The organism is Falsochrobactrum shanghaiense (genome assembly GCF_003149535.1).
GTDB lineage: Bacteria > Pseudomonadota > Alphaproteobacteria > Rhizobiales > Rhizobiaceae > Brucella > Brucella shanghaiense.
Genome location: NZ_QGDB01000002.1, coordinates 717,184 through 733,543 on the forward strand (window position 1 = coordinate 717,184; position 16,360 = coordinate 733,543).

The window sequence follows — 16,360 nt, forward strand, 5'->3', positions numbered from 1 at the left end:
CATCCTGCTGGAGAAACGTTGTAACGAATGCCGTTTTCGTACCGTCAGCAGTTTGCCTTGCTGTCATGATGGTTTACTGGTTGCAGCAGGAAATATGTTTCACTGATCGGATGGTTGATGCGCTGGCCTAAATTTATGCGCCTTGTTATTGCGGTTGTCATTCTTGGTGCGGCGGCGGCGGCAACCCTGCTCGCGGTGATGCCCTTCATCGTTTCGACAGATGCAATTCGTATACGCGTGGCGCAGGAGATCAGTGCCTGGACCGGATATAGCGTCGAATTGCGGCAGGCCCCGCGCCTGCGGGTCTTTCCCGTCTTGCGCGCTTCGCTCAGCGGCGTAACTTTAAGCAAAGTTTCCGGTCATGGCGCAGGGCCGTTGATGAGCGCCGACCGCATCGATGTGGAGCTTTCGCCTTTTGACGCGCTCATGGGGCGGCTTTCATTCTCCGAAACGCAAATCGTGCGGCCCCATTTCAACATTGGCGGCCCGGTTGAAAATTTTTCGGAGCTTCTCAACGCCATAGCCAGTTCCAACGGACGCCTTGGCACTGCCATACGCGCGCAGCGCGCATTGTTGAAGCAAGGTTCCAATGACGACAAGGCGCTTGCCGCGCAACTGGCATCGCAGCCTTTTGGCCGCGTCGTGGTGCGCGACGGCACGATCTCGTTCAATCGTCCCGATGCCGAAAATGATGCGGAAGATAAGCCCGATCCGCAACAGCAGATCACCGCTTTGAATGCCACACTCGAATGGCCGCGCACCTCCAGTCCGGCAACTCTCAAGGGCAGTGGGCAATGGCGCGGTGAAGGCACGCAATTCAGCCTGAGTGCAGCGCAGGCCCTGCCGCTTCTTGCCGGCGGCATGTCGGATGTGAGCGCAAGCTTCAATGCAACCCCTCTCAATCTCAGCTTTCAGGGCAAGGCCAATATTTCCGATGATCGCTTTTTTGAGGGCGCCCTTGGTATAAAAACCCCTTCCCTGCATGGCGCCGTGCGCTGGCTGGGCTTGCCGTCGGTGGTAGGGCGCACCGAAATCGGCGTTTTCTCGCTTGATTCAACGATCACCTCCACATCACACCGGCTCAAATTCGCCAATGTCGAAATGACCACAGACGAAAGCCCGGCCAAAGGCGTGATCGAAATCGGCTTCGAGCGCGAGCAGCCTGCCGTAACGGGAACGCTGGCTTTCGAGAAACTGGATTTGCGCCGGCTCTTTTCCATATTCGTGCCATTGCCCGATAACCGCCCCCGTTCGCCCAACGAACGCGACCAGAACAGCCGCGATATGATCGATACGAGCTTTATCGACCGTGCCGAGCTGGATTTGCGTCTTTCCGCCCAGAATGCGACTGCCGGACCGATTACGCTGACAGGTGTCGCCGCCGCCGTGCAGATACGCGGCGGACGCGCCATATTCGATATTGGCGATGCCAGGGCATTCGACGGTATCGTGCAGGCCAATCTGCAAATCGTACGCGATCTGAAATCAGCCACGGGTGAATTGCGCTTTAATGCGTCCGACATCGCCAGCTCGCAATTGTTTGCAGCGCTGGGCTATGAAAAGCCATTCATCAACGGCAAGGGCAATATCTCGCTGTTCATGAAAGGACCGGCCAATCGCTGGTCCAGCCTGCTTGCCAATGCGCAAGGCAATGTATCCGTGCAGCTCAACAACGGCCAGATGCAGGGTTTTTCGGTGCAGGACTTCTTGACCAAGGCGCAGAGCCAGCGCTTTTTCGCGCTTGAACGGCAGGAAAATGTCGCGCTCGCCTTTAACCGGCTGGACCTGAAGGCCAATCTTTCCGAAGGCGTGGCAACCTTGGAAAATGCCCGCGTCGACACATCGGACGGCACGCTCAATCTGGCCGGTATCGTGCCTTTCGTGGATCGCAGCCTCGCACTTAGCGGTGAAGTGATCTTTCCCGGCACCCAGCCCGAGCAACAGCCCGACACTGCCGAAGGACAGCAGGCCGAAACGCCTGCGGCAAAGCCGCCGCTGCATTTCTTCGTCGGCGGCTCATGGGACCGGCCCTTTATTTCGCCATCGGGACCAGTGCAGTAAACGGCCTTTTACTTTTATTTATGTCATGCGGAACGCCGCCTGCTCGTCGCGGCGGCGCTGCACTTCGCGGCGCTTGTTGATAACCGATGCGATGATGACGCCTATCGTCACCAGAGCAATCAGGATGGTACAGATCGCATTGATTTCAGGTGTTACGCCAAGACGCACTTGGCTATAGATTTTCATCGGCAGCGTCGTCGCCCCCGGCCCCGATGTGAAGCTTGCAATCACCAGATCGTCGAGCGAGAGCGTGAAGGCGAGCATCCAGCCCGACACCACGGCAGGCAGGATGACCGGCAATGTGACCTTCATGAAGGTCGTTACCGGTGTCGCGCCCAGATCCATCGCCGCTTCTTCCAAAGAGCGGTCGAAGCTGAGCAAACGCGACTGCACGACTACCGCAACAAAGCACATGGAGAATGTGATATGCGCCAGTGTCACCGTCCAGAAACCACGGTCGAAATTCATCGCCACGAATAAAAGCAACAGCGACAGGCCGGTAATGACGTCGGGCATGACCAGCGGAGCATAGACCATGCCGGAAAACAGGATACGACCGCGAAAGCGTGTGTAACGCGTGAGCGCGATGGCCGCGAACGTTCCCAGTACCGTGGCAATGGTTGCCGATAAAAATCCGACGCGGATCGTCACCCAGGCTGCATCCATAAGCGCCTGATTTCTGAACAACTCACCATACCAGCGGGTCGAAAAGCCCGCCCAGACAGTGACCAGCCGGGATTCATTAAACGAATAAATGACCAGAAGCACGATCGGCAGATAGAGAAAGGCAAAACCGAGCGCCACCGAGGCAATATTGAAGCGGGACCAGCTATTTTGCATCTTACCTCCCCTTTTCCTGTTGCCGCGCCTGTATCTGCTGGAAGATGACGATCGGCACGATCAGCAGAAGAAGAAGCACCACCGCCACCGCAGACGAAACCGGCCAGTCGCGATTGGAGAAAAACTCGCTCCAGATCGTTTTGCCGATCATCAGCGTCTGCGATCCGCCCAGCAGATCGGGGATGACGAATTCGCCCACGGCTGGAATGAAGACAAGGAAGCAGCCTGCCACAACGCCCGCAAGCGACAGCGGGAACGTGATTTTCCAGAAAGCCGCAATCGGCGTGCAACCCAGATCCTGCGCTGCTTCGATCAGTGAATAATCCAGCTTTTCCAGCGAGGAATAGATCGGCAGCACCATGAAAGGCAGATAGGAGTAGACGATGCCGATATAGACCGCCGTATCCGTGTTGAGGATGGTGAGCGGCGTATCGATGATATTGAGCCACATCAGAAACTGGTTGAGCAGACCTTCAGGCTTCAGAATCCCGATCCATGCATAGACGCGGATCAGGAAAGACGTCCAGAAGGGCAGGATCACCAGCATCAGCAGCGTCGCGCGAATGCTCGCTGGCGCGCGGGCGATGCCATAGGCCATCGGATAGGCGACGATGAGCGTCAGAACGGTTGAAATACCGGCAATGCGCACGCTCGACAGATAGGCTTTATAATAAAGCGGGTCGTCCAGCAGCCACAGATAATTGGCAAAGGAAAGCTGCTTTATGCTTTCCCACGCCTGTGCGAAGCCCTGCCCCAGATCAATGGTCGGCATATAGGGCGGAATCGCCATCGTGACTTCCGACAGGGAAATCTTGAAGACGATGAAAAACGGCACCAGAAAGAAGACCAGCAGCCACAGATAAGGCACTGCGATAACGAGACGGCTGGTGATGGAAGCGATCAGCTTGTGCATGGGGCACTCCTCATCAGGCTGTCAGTACCAAACCGGCGTCTGTGTCAAAGGACACCCAGACGCGCTCGTCATAAGTCAGCGGGTTATCCGTCTTGCGCACGGCGTTCAGGCTTGCGGCCTTGATCGTGCGCCCATTGTCGAGCCGCACATGAAAAACACTCATATCGCCAAAATAGGCAATGTCCCACAATTCGCCCTCGACCGCATTGACCGAAGTTTCTTCCGGTCTATCGCGCGTGATGCGGGTTTTTTCCGGGCGCACGGCATACCAGACCTTCTGGCCCGCTTCGAGTTGCTTGCGGGTTTCCGTCTGGATGTGAAAGCCGAATTTTTCGGTGGCGATTTCCGCTTCGCCATTGGCAGCCTTCACCACTTCGCCTTCGATAATATTCACATTGCCGATGAAGTCGGCCACGAATTTGGAACTCGGCGCTTCATAGACTTCCGCTGGCGTCGCCACCTGCATGATGCGCCCCCTGTCCATCACCGCAATACGGTCGGACATGGTCATCGCTTCTTCCTGATCATGCGTCACCACCATGAAGGTAAGGCCCAGCTTGACCTGCAAATCCATCAGCTCGAACTGGGTCTGCTCGCGCAGTTTCTTGTCGAGCGCACCGAGCGGCTCATCGAGAAGCAGAACTTTCGGGCGCTTGGCAACGGCGCGGGCAAGCGCCACGCGCTGGCGCTGTCCGCCGGAAAGCTGATGCGGCTTGCGCTTGCCATATTGCTCCAGTTTGACCAGCTTGAGCATTTCGGCCACGCGCGCATCGATTTCCGATTTCGCCATGCCGTCCTGCTTGAGGCCGAAGGCAATATTATTCTCGACCGTCATATGCGGAAACAGCGCATAGGACTGAAACATCATGTTGACCGGTCGCTTATAGGGCGGGATGCCGCGCAAATCCTGACCATCCAGCATGATGCGGCCTGAAGTCGGCTCTTCAAATCCGGCCAGCATACGCATCAATGTGGTCTTGCCGCAGCCGGAAGCCCCCAGCAGCGAAAAGAACTCGCGATTGAAGACATTGAGCGACAGATCATCGACCGCGGTAAAATCGCCGAAAATCTTGGTCACATTCTCGAATGATATAAATGGCTTCGCAGCCGGATCATTCCATGGTGCGAATGTGCGGCGAAAGCTGCCAAAAGATTCCATTCCGTTCCCCTGTTGCTGCTCAGGAACCCAAACGCCAAACAACCGGCCTGACGCTACAAGGCGCAGAGCGGCCCCCTGTCTGCACAGTGGGCCGCTCTTTACGATGTCAGAGGAAGCTTTACTTCCATGCGGGAGCCGATTGCAATCCGCTCTTATAGGCCGAGTATTACTGTCCTGTGACGATTTTGGTCCAGACGCGCGTGACGACACGCTGCGTTTTGGTGTCGTATGGCGTCGGCACGAACAGCTTCTTCATTACTTCTTCATTCGGATAGATTTCCGGGTCGTCGAGGATTTCCTTGTTAATGAATTCCTGCGACGCCTTGTTGCCATTGGCGTAGAAAACATAATCGGATGCCTTGGCCGCAACTTCCGGGCGCATGATATAATTCATGAATTCAAGCGCTTCGTCGACATTCTTCGCATCAGCCGGTATCGCCATCTGGTCGAACCAGATCAATGCGCCTTCCTTGGGGATCGAATAGCCGATTTCCACACCCTGATTTGCCTTTTCAGCACGATCGCGGGCCTGGAAAACGTCGCCCGAATAGCCAACCGCCATGCAGATGTCGCCATTGGCCAACGCATTGATATATTCGGACGAGTGGAACTTGCGGATATTGGGGCGGATTTTCAGATAAAGATCCTGCGCCTTCTGAAGATCGTCCGGCGAAGGCGAGTTCGGATCAAGGCCGAGATAATTGAGCGCCGGGCGCAGCATTTCGCTTGCGGAATCGAGCAGATAAATGCCGCAATCCTTGAGCTTGGCCGATTTTTCCGGGTCGAAAAGCGCATCCCATGAGTCAATCGTATCGGTGCCGAGCGCTTCCTGCACCTTGGCCTTATTATAGCCGATGCCGGTGGTGCCCCACATATAGTTGATGGAATATTCGTTGCCCGGATCGTAGGTCGCAGCACGGGTCGAAATTTCGTCCCACATATTCTTGATATTGGGCAGCTTTTCCTTGTCGAGCTTCAAAAATACGCCCGCTGGAATCTGACGCCCCAGAAACTCGCCCGACGGCACGACCAGATCGTAGCCGCTGCCGCCTGCCAGAAGCTTGGTTTCAAGAAGTTCATTGGAATCATAAACGTCGTAAACGACCTTGATTCCGGTTTCCTTGGTAAAATCCGTAAGGATGGAATCGTCGATATAATCCGACCAGTTATAGATATTGACCACCCGCTCCTGCGCACTTGCCGGGATTGCGGCAACGGATATGAGACCCGCCGCCATGGTTGTCGCCAGAAGAAAGGATTTGATCCTCATCGCCTACTCCATTCTGCACGACAATTTCCGGTGCAGGTTAAGGGTGGATAATTCAAGCTTCCACTTTTTTAGATTGCACCGCATTCGTCAACAGGCTGACGCCATGACGAACACGAAAATTATTACTGTCATGAAATATTCATTGGAAATCGAAGGCAGACAGGCCCGCGACCATCTCATCCAGCCCAAGCGGGCGGGTCAGCGGCGGCTCGGCGCGGGTAATGCATCCCTGCCGCTCGCATAAGCGGCAAACAGGCCCGATTTCAGTGTTGATCGATGTTCCCGCGCCGTAAACCGTTTCGCCTGCCTGCTCCAGTGCACAGGCCAGCAGCATCGCCGTTCGCCGCGGCCTTTCGTTGAAAGCGCCCTGCGGCCCCTCGATGGTGCGCGCAATCGCAAGATAGGCAGCACCATCGGGCAGTTCCACCGGCTCCACCAGCACCTGCCCCGCCTGCGCAAAAGCCGCATAGACCGGCAGCTTGGGGCATTGGCCGCCAAAGCGCATGGGGAAGCCTTCGGCCCCCGCCATGCGCAGGCGATTTCCCGCGTGATCGATCTCCATCAGGAAGAATGGCACTCCCGCAGAGCCGGGGCGCTGCAATGTCGTCAAACGGGTCGCCGCCTGCTGGAACGACACACCAAAACGCGAGCGCAGCACATCCACATCATAACGGGCGCGCACCGCCGCATCGCGAAACTGCCGATAGGGCATCATCAGGGCGTGCGCTGCATAGCGCGCCAGTTCAAATCGCGCGATGCGGCGCGCTTCACCCGACGAAAGTTTCAGCCCTTCCGTTTCGGCACCGATCACCACCTGCATGCGGATCAGCGCCGCTTCCATGGCGACCTCCTGCAACTGGTCGAAAGGCGACAGCCGCTCGGAAATGAAAAGGCGCTGCGAATGCCGGTCATAGCGCCTGCGCCAGTTGGGCATTGTGGCGACCGGCAAGGTGCGAACCGTGATGCCGTGCTCGCGCCGCAGCCATTCCTTCAATGCGGACGACAGATCACCTTCGACTTTAAGCAGGCTGAAAAAGCTTTCCGCCTCTTCTTCGATCCTCGGATAGTGATTGGACCGCCGCGCCATCACATCGCGCACCTCGTCCAAAGGCAGGCGCGCGGCGACAAGCTGCGCTTCGCTGCCCTCGTGTGAAAGCAATTGCGACAGGTCCGACAGACGCTGCTGCTGTTCGCGATAGGCACGGTAAAGCTTGACGATGCCGCCTGCCGCATTCGGCGCCGCCTCGCCGATTTCGACCAGTTCCTGATCGCCGGGCAGTTCCCCTGTCAAAAGCGGATCGGAAAACACTTCCTTTAGTCCCGCAATCGTCACGCCGCTTTCCGCCTGAAGACTGTCCAGATCGAGCTTGTAGACACTCGCCAGCTTCAAAAGAAGCTGCACGGTCAAAGGGCGCTGATTGCGCTCGATGAGATTGAGATAGGAGGGCGAAATGCCCAGCGCCTCGGCCATCGCCGTCTGGGTCAGACCGCGCTCGTTGCGAATGCGCCTTATGCGCGGACCGGCAAAAATCTTGCGCTCGCTCACCCGTTTCCCCTCCGTGGCGCTATCGCTTTTACAATTCGTGACAAGATAGCTGCAAATAAGACGTTTGACAATATTTACAATTTTACATTCCAGGTCAGTCAAGTTTGAGACAGCGTTACCTCAATTTTTGGCCAGTTAATACGGTTTTTCTGGTGAAAGGCCGGAAGAACTGTAAATTCAGTCATAGAGAAAACGTACATCAACGTTCTTCCAAATCCAGCTTCCAGTGTGAGGAGACACCGAAATGACAGATTTTTACAGCCTTATCCCTTCGGCACCCAAGGGCCGCTTTGACGGCATCGAACGGGCGCATACGGCCGAAGATGTAAAAAGGCTGCGCGGCTCGGTGGAAATCCGCTATTCGCTGGCCGAAATGGGCGCCAATCGCCTGTGGAAACTGATCCATGAAGAGGATTTCATCAATGCGCTTGGCGCGCTCTCCGGCAATCAGGCCATGCAGATGGTCCGCGCCGGGCTGAAGGCCATCTATCTCTCCGGCTGGCAGGTCGCAGCAGACGCCAACACCGCCTCTGCCATGTATCCCGACCAGTCGCTTTATCCGGCCAATGCCGGGCCGGAACTGGCAAAGCGCATCAACCGTACGCTGCAACGCGCCGATCAGATCGAAACCGCCGAAGGCAAGGGACTTTCGGTCGACACATGGTTCGCGCCTATCGTAGCCGATGCGGAAGCAGGTTTCGGCGGCCCGCTGAATTCGTTCGAGATCATGAAAGCCTATATCGAGGCCGGTGCGGCAGGCGTACATTTTGAAGACCAGCTTGCATCCGAAAAGAAATGCGGCCATCTGGGCGGCAAGGTTCTGATCCCGACTGCGGCGCATATCCGCAATCTCAATGCGGCACGGCTTGCAGCCGACATCATGGGCACGCCTACGCTCATCGTGGCGCGCACGGATGCGGAAGCCGCCAAGCTTCTGACATCGGACATCGACGAGCGCGATCAGCCCTTTGTCGATTACGAGGCAGGCCGTACACCGGAAGGCTTCTATCAGGTGAGAAACGGCATCGAGCCATGCATCGCGCGGGCGATTGCCTATGCGCCCTATTGCGATCTGATCTGGATGGAAACATCCAAACCCGATCTCGAACAGGCACGCCGCTTCGCGCAAGCCGTGCATAAGGCGCATCCGGGCAAACTGCTCGCCTATAATTGCTCGCCGTCGTTCAACTGGAAGAAGAACCTCGACGATGCAACCATTGCCAAATACCAGCGCGAACTGGGTGCGATGGGCTACAAGTTCCAGTTCATCACGCTGGCTGGCTTCCACCAGCTCAACCACGGCATGTTCGAACTGGCGCGCGACTACAAGGAGCGTCAGATGGCAGCTTATTCCGAACTGCAACAGGCGGAATTCGCATCAGAGGCCAACGGCTATACGGCGACCAAGCATCAGCGCGAAGTCGGCACCGGCTATTTCGATGCCGTGTCGCTCGCAATCACCGGCGGACAATCTTCGACCACCGCCATGAAGGAATCAACGGAAACAGCCCAATTCAGACCGGCTGCTGAATAAAACCGGCCAACCAATCGAACGGGAGTAACGATAATGGCTTCGATTTCACGCGTTAAGGAAAGAGCGGAAGAGCAATCTTCCTCGATGAATACCGACCAGCAAAGCGCAATCCGCCTGTTGGCCAACGATCTGCACCGCCTCAATCAGGCAGTCATGAATGCGGTCGAAGCCGGCGTCTCCGTCGAACTGGTCCGCTCCGCGCGTCATCATGGCGGCAGCGGCAACTGGGGTGATCTGCTCATCCCCGTTATCGTCAACAACAACAGATAGACTCCGAAACCACCAATAATGAATGTTTTACGGCTGGCTTTGCCAGCCGATTTTTTTAACAAAGCTGTATTTGTCAACGACGCCCGGTGCAGCTATCATGCCGAATATACGAAATCATTTTTTGGTGTTTGATGTCAGCTGATACGACGGAAAAAAAGGCTACGCGCACTCCGCGTCGGCGTACTCCTCCTTATGTCAAGGCGGCACGAGGGGTAAAAAACTGGAAACAGGCGACCGAATGGCTTGCATGGCGTGACATCGAAGACATTGAATGCATTACCCCCGATCAGGCAGGGGTTGCGCGCGGCAAGATGATGCCGTCCAAGAAATTTACGTCCAATACATCGCTGGCATTGCCTTCGGCTGTGTTCATGACGACGATTTCCGGCGACTATCCCGAAGACGGCCACGGCTTCCAGTATCCCGAAGACGATGGCGATCTGAAATTGTTGCCCGACCTTTCAACGCTCTCACCCGTGCCATGGGAATCCGACCCCACGGCGCAGGTCATTTGCGATCTCGTCTATCAGGACGGGCGTGCGGTGGAATTCACACCGCGCAATGTGCTGCGCAATGTCGTCGCCGCCTATAACAAGCGCGGATTAAAGCCGGTGGTGGCCCCGGAGATCGAGTTTTACCTTGTGCAAAAAAATCCCGACCCGGATTATCCGCTGGTCCCGCCCGTCGGTCGATCAGGCCGCGCTATTGGCGGCGGACAGGGCTATTCGATCGCTGGCGTCAATGAATTCGACGAACTGATCGACGACATCTATCATTTCTCCGAAGGTCAGGGACTGGAAATCGACACGCTGATCCACGAAGAAGGCGCAGGGCAGCTTGAAATCAACCTGCGCCATGGCGACCCGGTGGAACTGGCCGATCAGGTATTCATGTTCAAGCGCACGATCCGCGAGGCGGCACTCAAGCATGATATGTATGCCACCTTCATGGCCAAGCCCATTCAGGGCCAGCCCGGTTCGGCCATGCATATCCATCAGTCGATCGTAGACAAGAAAACCGGGCGCAATATCTTCTCGAATGAAGATGGCAGCGAGAGCGATGCATTCCGCCATTTTATCGGTGGTATGCAGCGCCATGTGCCCAATGCACTGGTCATGTTCGCCCCTTACGTCAATTCCTATCGCCGCCTGACGCCGGATGCGTCCGCACCCGTCAACGTCAAATGGGGTTATGACAACCGCACCACGGCGTTCCGCGTACCCCGTTCGGAACCGGGCGGCAGGCGTGTGGAAAACCGCATTCCCTCTTCCGACGCCAACCCCTATCTGGCGCTCGCCGCCTCGCTTGCCTGCGGCCTGATCGGGCTTATCCAGAAGATCGAGCCGGACCGGCCCGCCTCGACAAGCGTCAACACCAAGGAAATCGATCTCCCGCGCGGCCTGATCGACGCGGTGGAGCTTTTCGAAGACGATCAGGAGTTGCGCAATCTGATCGGCAGTTCCTTCGTCACCACCTATGCAGCGATTAAACGCGCCGAGTTTGAAACCTTCATGGAAGTCATCAGCCCTTGGGAACGCGAGTTCCTTTTGCTCAACGTCTGAGCGGTTCCAGATGCCCTATCAAAGCCCAATCGCGCCCGGCCTGTCATGGTACGAGGCAAGCATAGCCGACCGACCGCAATATCCGGAAATGGATGGCGCTCGCAAAGCCGATGTCGTCATCATCGGCGGCGGCTATACAGGGATTTCCGCAGCCTATCATCTGGCCGCGCAAGGCGTGGATGTGACCCTGATTGAAGCCGCGCGCTTTGGCGACGGCGCATCCGGGCGCAATGGCGGACAATTCGGCACCGGCCAGCGCGCATGGGCGGAAGATCTTGAAAAGCAATATGGTTTTGAACGTGCCAAGGCGCTGTTTGATGTGGCGGAAGAAGCCAAGGCCCATATGCTGGCCTTTGCTCATGAGCATGGCATCGACATGGAATATGTGCCGGGCCAGATTTCCGCCGCACACAGGCCGCGCTATCTCAAGGGTTACGAGCGCCACGCGGAACTGATGGCAAGCCGCTTCAACTATCCGCATATGCGCTATGTCGGGCGAGACGAAATGCAAGGCCTTCTTGGCACAAACCGCTATCACGGCGGCGTTTACGATTCAGGCACCGGCCACATTCATCCGTTGAAATTCCTGATCGGCACGGCCAAAGCCGCACACAAGGCTGGCGCGCATCTCTATGAAAACACCAGCGCCACCAAAATCAGCACGGCAAGCGGGCGTGTCGAAGTAGAAACGACGCGCGGCACGATCACAGCCTCGAAAGCCCTCATTGCCGTGAACGCATATGGCGGCAATCTGGAACCGATCAGTGCTTCGCATGTCATGCCGATCCGTTCCTTCATCGGTGCCACCGCGCCCTTGGGCCGTGACAGCTCCGTCATTCCCGGTGGTGAATCAGTCGATGATTCGCGCTTCGTCGTGCGTTATTTCCGGCGCTCAAAGGATGGGCGTCTGCTGTTTGGCGGGCGCGAAGCCTATACCGCTGACAATCCGCGCGACATCAGCCATCATATCCGCCGTCAGATCGCGGAAATCTACCCGGCTCTTGAAAATATCGAAATTACACATGCCTGGGGCGGATCGGTCGGCATAACCATGCCTCGCCAGCCTTTTGTTCGCGAGATCATGCCCGGTGTCATTTCTGCGGGCGGATATTCGGGCCATGGCGTCATGCTGGCCAATTATATGGGGCGGCTCTATGCCGAAGCTGTCACCGGCAGGCGTGAGAAACTCAGGCTATTTGAGGAATTGCGCGTGCCGTCCTTCCCCGGCGGGCGCAGTTTCCGCGCGCCGCTTCTGTTTCTCGCCTTGTCCTGGTACGCCTTGATGGATCGCATTTAGAGCATTTCCAGCAAAAGTGTGAAACGCCTCCGCAGGGAAATCAGTTCACTGGACTGATTTCTTTTCCTGCTCCGATACGTCCGGATAATGCGTAAAAACAAATAGATAGAGCGGTTCCAACGATTCCGTTTAAACAGGAGCCGCTCTAGCAAGCAGCGCAATCAGTACCGCCCATAATCAGTACCGCATTGCCATTTCCGGCACAGCCTTTATCCTCCGCCAAAGAACCGGTTTTCTAAAGGAGAGCAACCATGTGGATCATGCTGACGGATGTGAGCGGAGAGAAGGTCGCGGTCAATTTCAACCACGTTCTTTCCTATAATGCTTACGGAACCGGTACACGTATCGTGACGCTCAGCACCGACCTGACCTTTTTCGTCAAAGAGTCGATCGAGGAAATCGAAACCAAGCTCGGCATCGACGTCAAAAGCTAGAGCGGATTCGGTGTTCCTTAAATATCGAGTTCTTCCACGAAAGCCGCACGATCCTGAATGAAGCGGAAGCGCGCTTCCGGCTTGGTGCCCATCAGTTCATCGACCGTATTGCGGGTTTCATCGATATAATCTTCATCGACCTGCACTCGCAAAAGCGTGCGCTTGGCCGGGTCCATCGTCGTTTCCTTGAGCTGCTCGGCGCGCATCTCGCCAAGGCCCTTGAAGCGCCCGATCTCGATCTTGCCGCGTCCGGTAAACATGGTGCGCAGCAATTCGTCCTTATGCGCGTCGTCGCGCGCATAAGCGACCTTGCCGCCCTGGCTGAGGCGATATAGCGGCGGCACGGCCAGATAAAGATGGCCATTCCGGATCAGTTCCGGCATTTCCTGATAGAAGAATGTAATCAACAGCGACGCAATATGCGCGCCATCGACGTCCGCATCGGTCATGATGATAACGCGATCGTAACGCAGATCGTCTTCGCGATAATTCTTGCGCGTGCCGCAGCCCAGCGCTTGCACCAGATCGGCAATCTGCTGGTTGGCGGTCAGTTTTTCGCGGCCCGCGCTCGCCACATTGAGAATTTTGCCGCGCAACGGAAGAATAGCCTGCGTGGCGCGGTTGCGCGCCTGCTTAGCCGAGCCGCCGGCCGAATCACCCTCGACAATGAAAAGTTCCGCGCCCGCAGCCGCGGTCTGAGTACAGTCGGCGAGCTTGCCCGGAAGGCGCAGCTTGCGTGTCGCGCTCTTGCGGACAGTTTCTTTCTCCTGCCGACGGCGCAGCCGTTCCTCCGCACGATCGACAACCCAGTCGAGCAGGCGCGACGCTTCCTGCGGCGACGCTGCCAGCCAATGATCGAACGGATCGCGGATCGCGTTTTCCACGATGCGCTGCGCTTCGGCAGTCGCGAGCTTATCCTTGGTCTGACCGACAAATTCCGGCTCGCGAATGAAGACCGAAAGCATTGCCGCAGCCGATATCATCACATCGTCCGTGGTGATGATGGAAGCGCGTTTGTTATTGGTCAGTTCCGCATAGGCTTTCAACCCGCGCGTAAGTGCAATGCGCAGGCCCGCTTCATGAGTGCCGCCGTCGCCCGTTGGAATGGTGTTGCAATAGGAATGGACGAAACTATCGCCGCCATACCATGACACCGCCCATTCAACCGCGCCATGCCCGCCCTGCTTTTCGGTCTTGCCAGCGAAAATTTCGCGCGTGACCTGATGTTCCTTGCCCAATGACGCGGAGAGATAATCTTTCAGGCCACCGGGGAAATGGAAAACCGCCTTTTCCGGTGTTTCCTTCTTGGGGTCGAGCAGTTGCGGATCACAACTCCAGCGGATTTCCACGCCGCCGAACAGGTAGGCCTTCGAGCGCGCCATGCGGTAAAGCCGGTGCGGATCGAAACGCGCCGCCTTGCCGAAGATGTCCGGATCAGGATGAAAGCGAACACGCGTACCGCGGCGATTATGCACCTCGCCCAGATCTTCCAGCCCGCCCTGCGGCAGACCGCGCGAGAAACGCTGGCGATAAAGGCGGCGATTGCGCGCGACCTCCACTTCCAGCACGTCCGAAAGCGCATTGACCACCGACACACCGACGCCATGCAGGCCTCCGGAAGTCTCATAGGCCTTGCCGTCGAATTTACCGCCTGCATGCAGCTTGGTCATGATGACTTCAAGCGTGGATTTACCGGGCATTTGCGGATGCTCGTCCACCGGAATGCCGCGGCCATTGTCTGTAACCGTCACAAAGCCGTCCACATCAATGCCGACTTCGATGAAATTGGCATGACCGGCAACGGCCTCATCCATCGAATTGTCGATGACTTCGGCAAAAAGGTGATGCAGCGCCTTCTCATCCGTGCCGCCAATATACATGCCGGGGCGCAGCCGCACGGGTTCCAGCCCTTCCAGAACCCGGATGGACGATGCATTATAATCGTCATTCCCTGCCGCAGCAGGTGCGACCTTGGCCGCTGCGGGGACCGATGCGGGCTTCGGCGTAACTATGGACGGAGCGGACACAGGACGAGGCGCGGCCTGCGGCGCAGCGGGGCTATTCGCCTGCTGCTCGGTCTGCCGTTCCCTGGCATTGTTGACTACTCTTGAAAAGAGATCGTTGCTGTCGTCCATCTTTGTCCGAAAAGCTTTCTGTCTGAAACTGTCAAGACCACGTATTGTCGGCTTACGCGCCCGAATATCCTGTTGCGAATCACATGAATGATGCCACGGGAAATCGCGAAAGGCGAATAAAGTTCGCCTTACGTTCTGCCTCATACGCTTTTATCAAAGGGTTTTGCACATTGATGGTACGATTTGCACCGGAATGGGCGCGAATGTCAAATCAACGACGCCTTTTTGATAATGACGATGGCAAGCGCCGGGCAATTGTCCTACAGCTTCTGGACGGGATGAGGAGCCAGGAATGAACACACAGGCAATGAACAAGGCGGAGATACATTCGGATCAATCCGGCAGTCATGTGCGGGGCATGGTGATCATGGTGCTGGCGGTTCTGATGCTTCCGCTGATCGATGCCATCGGCAAGTGGCTGGCCATGATGGACGATGTTCCGCCTGCAACCATAGCCTTCCTGCGTTTTGCGGTCCAATGCGTATTAATGTTCGCCATACTCTTCGCCATGGGGGGCCTTAAAGGATTTCGCACATCGCATCTGACCGGCAATCTCGTGCGCGGCGCGTTGATCGGATTTGCAAGCCTGTGCTTCTTCATGGCGGTCAAATATATGCCGCTCGCCGACGCTATGGCCGTATTCTTCGCCGAACCGCTCATCCTCATTCTGATGTCGGCAGTTTTTCTCAAGGAAAAGATCGGCTGGCGCCGCTACAGCGCTGTAACCGTGGGCCTTATCGGCACGTTGATCGTCATCCAGCCCAGCTATGAAATTTTCGGCGCGGTTTCGCTGCTGCCGCTGTTATCGGCTGTGTGCTTTGCCACCTATCTTACGTTAAACCGGAAATACGGCGTGCAGGAATCTCCGCTCGTCATGCAATTTTATGCAGGCATCGGCGGTGGACTGCTGACAGCCGTCATCATATTCGCAACAAGAAATACGGGAATTGAAAACCTCCAGTTCAGCCTCCCGCACACCGCCTTTCCCTGGGTGCTGCTCCTGCTGCTCGGGACAATCGGCACCATCGGCCATCTGATGGTGGTGCAGGCTTTCAAGCTCGCCCCCGCCTCTCTGCTCGCGCCCTTTCAATATCTTGAAATCGTCACCGCCGTGATTGTCGGCCTGGTTCTCTTCGGTGACTTTCCCACGCCGTCGAAATGGCTGGGCATCGGCATTATTGTCGGCTCGGGCATTTATGTCTTCATGCGCGAGCGGCAGATAAAGAGCAAAGCTGCATCCGTTTAGAGCGCATCCCGAAAAGCGTGAAACGGTTTTCGGACAAGATGCGCGGTAAAAACAAACCGTTAGAGCGCCGATCTGATTCCGTCAGATCGAAAT

13 protein-coding genes are annotated in these 16,360 nt (G+C 56.6%); 7 read left to right on the plus strand and 6 right to left on the minus strand.

Translation table 11 applies throughout. The features are described from left to right. The first annotated feature begins 117 nt into the window (after window positions 1-117). Window positions 118-2,061 carry an AsmA family protein gene (locus tag DKP76_RS07415; RefSeq protein ID WP_109705772.1) on the plus strand — a complete coding sequence of 648 codons (1,944 nt, stop codon included), beginning with the start codon at window positions 118-120 and terminating at the stop codon, window positions 2,059-2,061. A gap of 18 nt (window positions 2,062-2,079) precedes the next feature. On the opposite strand, the gene DKP76_RS07420 is transcribed toward DKP76_RS07415, so the two are convergent. The 5 genes from DKP76_RS07420 to DKP76_RS07440 form a co-directional block, all read right to left on the minus strand. Further along, the gene (locus tag DKP76_RS07420; protein WP_109705773.1) at window positions 2,080-2,901 is read right to left on the minus strand and encodes an ABC transporter permease; all 822 of its coding nucleotides are present in this window, start codon (window positions 2,899-2,901) and stop codon (window positions 2,080-2,082) included. 1 nt (window position 2,902) lies between these two features. Then, window positions 2,903-3,814, minus strand: coding sequence for an ABC transporter permease subunit (locus DKP76_RS07425; protein ID WP_109705774.1), 912 nt, complete (start codon window positions 3,812-3,814; stop codon window positions 2,903-2,905). Window positions 3,815-3,827: 13 nt separating this feature from the next. Next, on the minus strand, window positions 3,828-4,973 hold the full coding sequence (locus DKP76_RS07430) for an ABC transporter ATP-binding protein (RefSeq protein ID WP_109705775.1): 1,146 nt from the start codon (window positions 4,971-4,973) through the stop codon (window positions 3,828-3,830). A gap of 166 nt (window positions 4,974-5,139) precedes the next feature. Then, window positions 5,140-6,243, minus strand: a complete 1,104-nt coding sequence (locus tag DKP76_RS07435; protein WP_109705776.1) for a polyamine ABC transporter substrate-binding protein — start codon at window positions 6,241-6,243, stop codon at window positions 5,140-5,142. 139 nt (window positions 6,244-6,382) lie between these two features. Further along, window positions 6,383-7,789 (minus strand): helix-turn-helix domain-containing protein, encoded by a 1,407-nt coding sequence (locus DKP76_RS07440; RefSeq protein ID WP_109705777.1) that lies wholly within the window; start codon window positions 7,787-7,789, stop codon window positions 6,383-6,385. Between the two features lie 244 nt (window positions 7,790-8,033). Here DKP76_RS07440 and aceA point away from each other — a divergent pair, with 244 nt between their 5' ends. From aceA to DKP76_RS07465, 5 genes are all read left to right on the plus strand, one after another. Beyond that, window positions 8,034-9,323: an isocitrate lyase gene (gene aceA, locus DKP76_RS07445; protein ID WP_109705778.1), complete on the plus strand. Its 1,290-nt coding sequence runs from the start codon at window positions 8,034-8,036 to the stop codon at window positions 9,321-9,323. Between the two features lie 33 nt (window positions 9,324-9,356). Then, window positions 9,357-9,593: an SMc00767 family acetate metabolism repressor gene (locus DKP76_RS07450; RefSeq protein ID WP_109705779.1), complete on the plus strand. Its 237-nt coding sequence runs from the start codon at window positions 9,357-9,359 to the stop codon at window positions 9,591-9,593. 131 nt (window positions 9,594-9,724) lie between these two features. Then, window positions 9,725-11,155: a glutamine synthetase family protein gene (locus DKP76_RS07455; protein WP_109705780.1), complete on the plus strand. Its 1,431-nt coding sequence runs from the start codon at window positions 9,725-9,727 to the stop codon at window positions 11,153-11,155. 10 nt (window positions 11,156-11,165) lie between these two features. Further along, window positions 11,166-12,452 (plus strand): NAD(P)/FAD-dependent oxidoreductase, encoded by a 1,287-nt coding sequence (locus DKP76_RS07460; RefSeq protein WP_109705781.1) that lies wholly within the window; start codon window positions 11,166-11,168, stop codon window positions 12,450-12,452. A gap of 251 nt (window positions 12,453-12,703) precedes the next feature. After that, window positions 12,704-12,886, plus strand: a complete 183-nt coding sequence (locus DKP76_RS07465; RefSeq protein ID WP_109705782.1) for a hypothetical protein — start codon at window positions 12,704-12,706, stop codon at window positions 12,884-12,886. Between the two features lie 17 nt (window positions 12,887-12,903). Here DKP76_RS07465 and parE read toward each other — a convergent pair whose 3' ends face one another. After that, window positions 12,904-15,021: a DNA topoisomerase IV subunit B gene (gene parE / locus DKP76_RS07470; protein ID WP_109705783.1), complete on the minus strand. Its 2,118-nt coding sequence runs from the start codon at window positions 15,019-15,021 to the stop codon at window positions 12,904-12,906. Between the two features lie 292 nt (window positions 15,022-15,313). Here parE and DKP76_RS07480 point away from each other — a divergent pair, with 292 nt between their 5' ends. After that, window positions 15,314-16,267, plus strand: coding sequence for a DMT family transporter (locus DKP76_RS07480; protein WP_245410171.1), 954 nt, complete (start codon window positions 15,314-15,316; stop codon window positions 16,265-16,267). The last annotated feature ends 93 nt before the right edge of the window (window positions 16,268-16,360 follow it).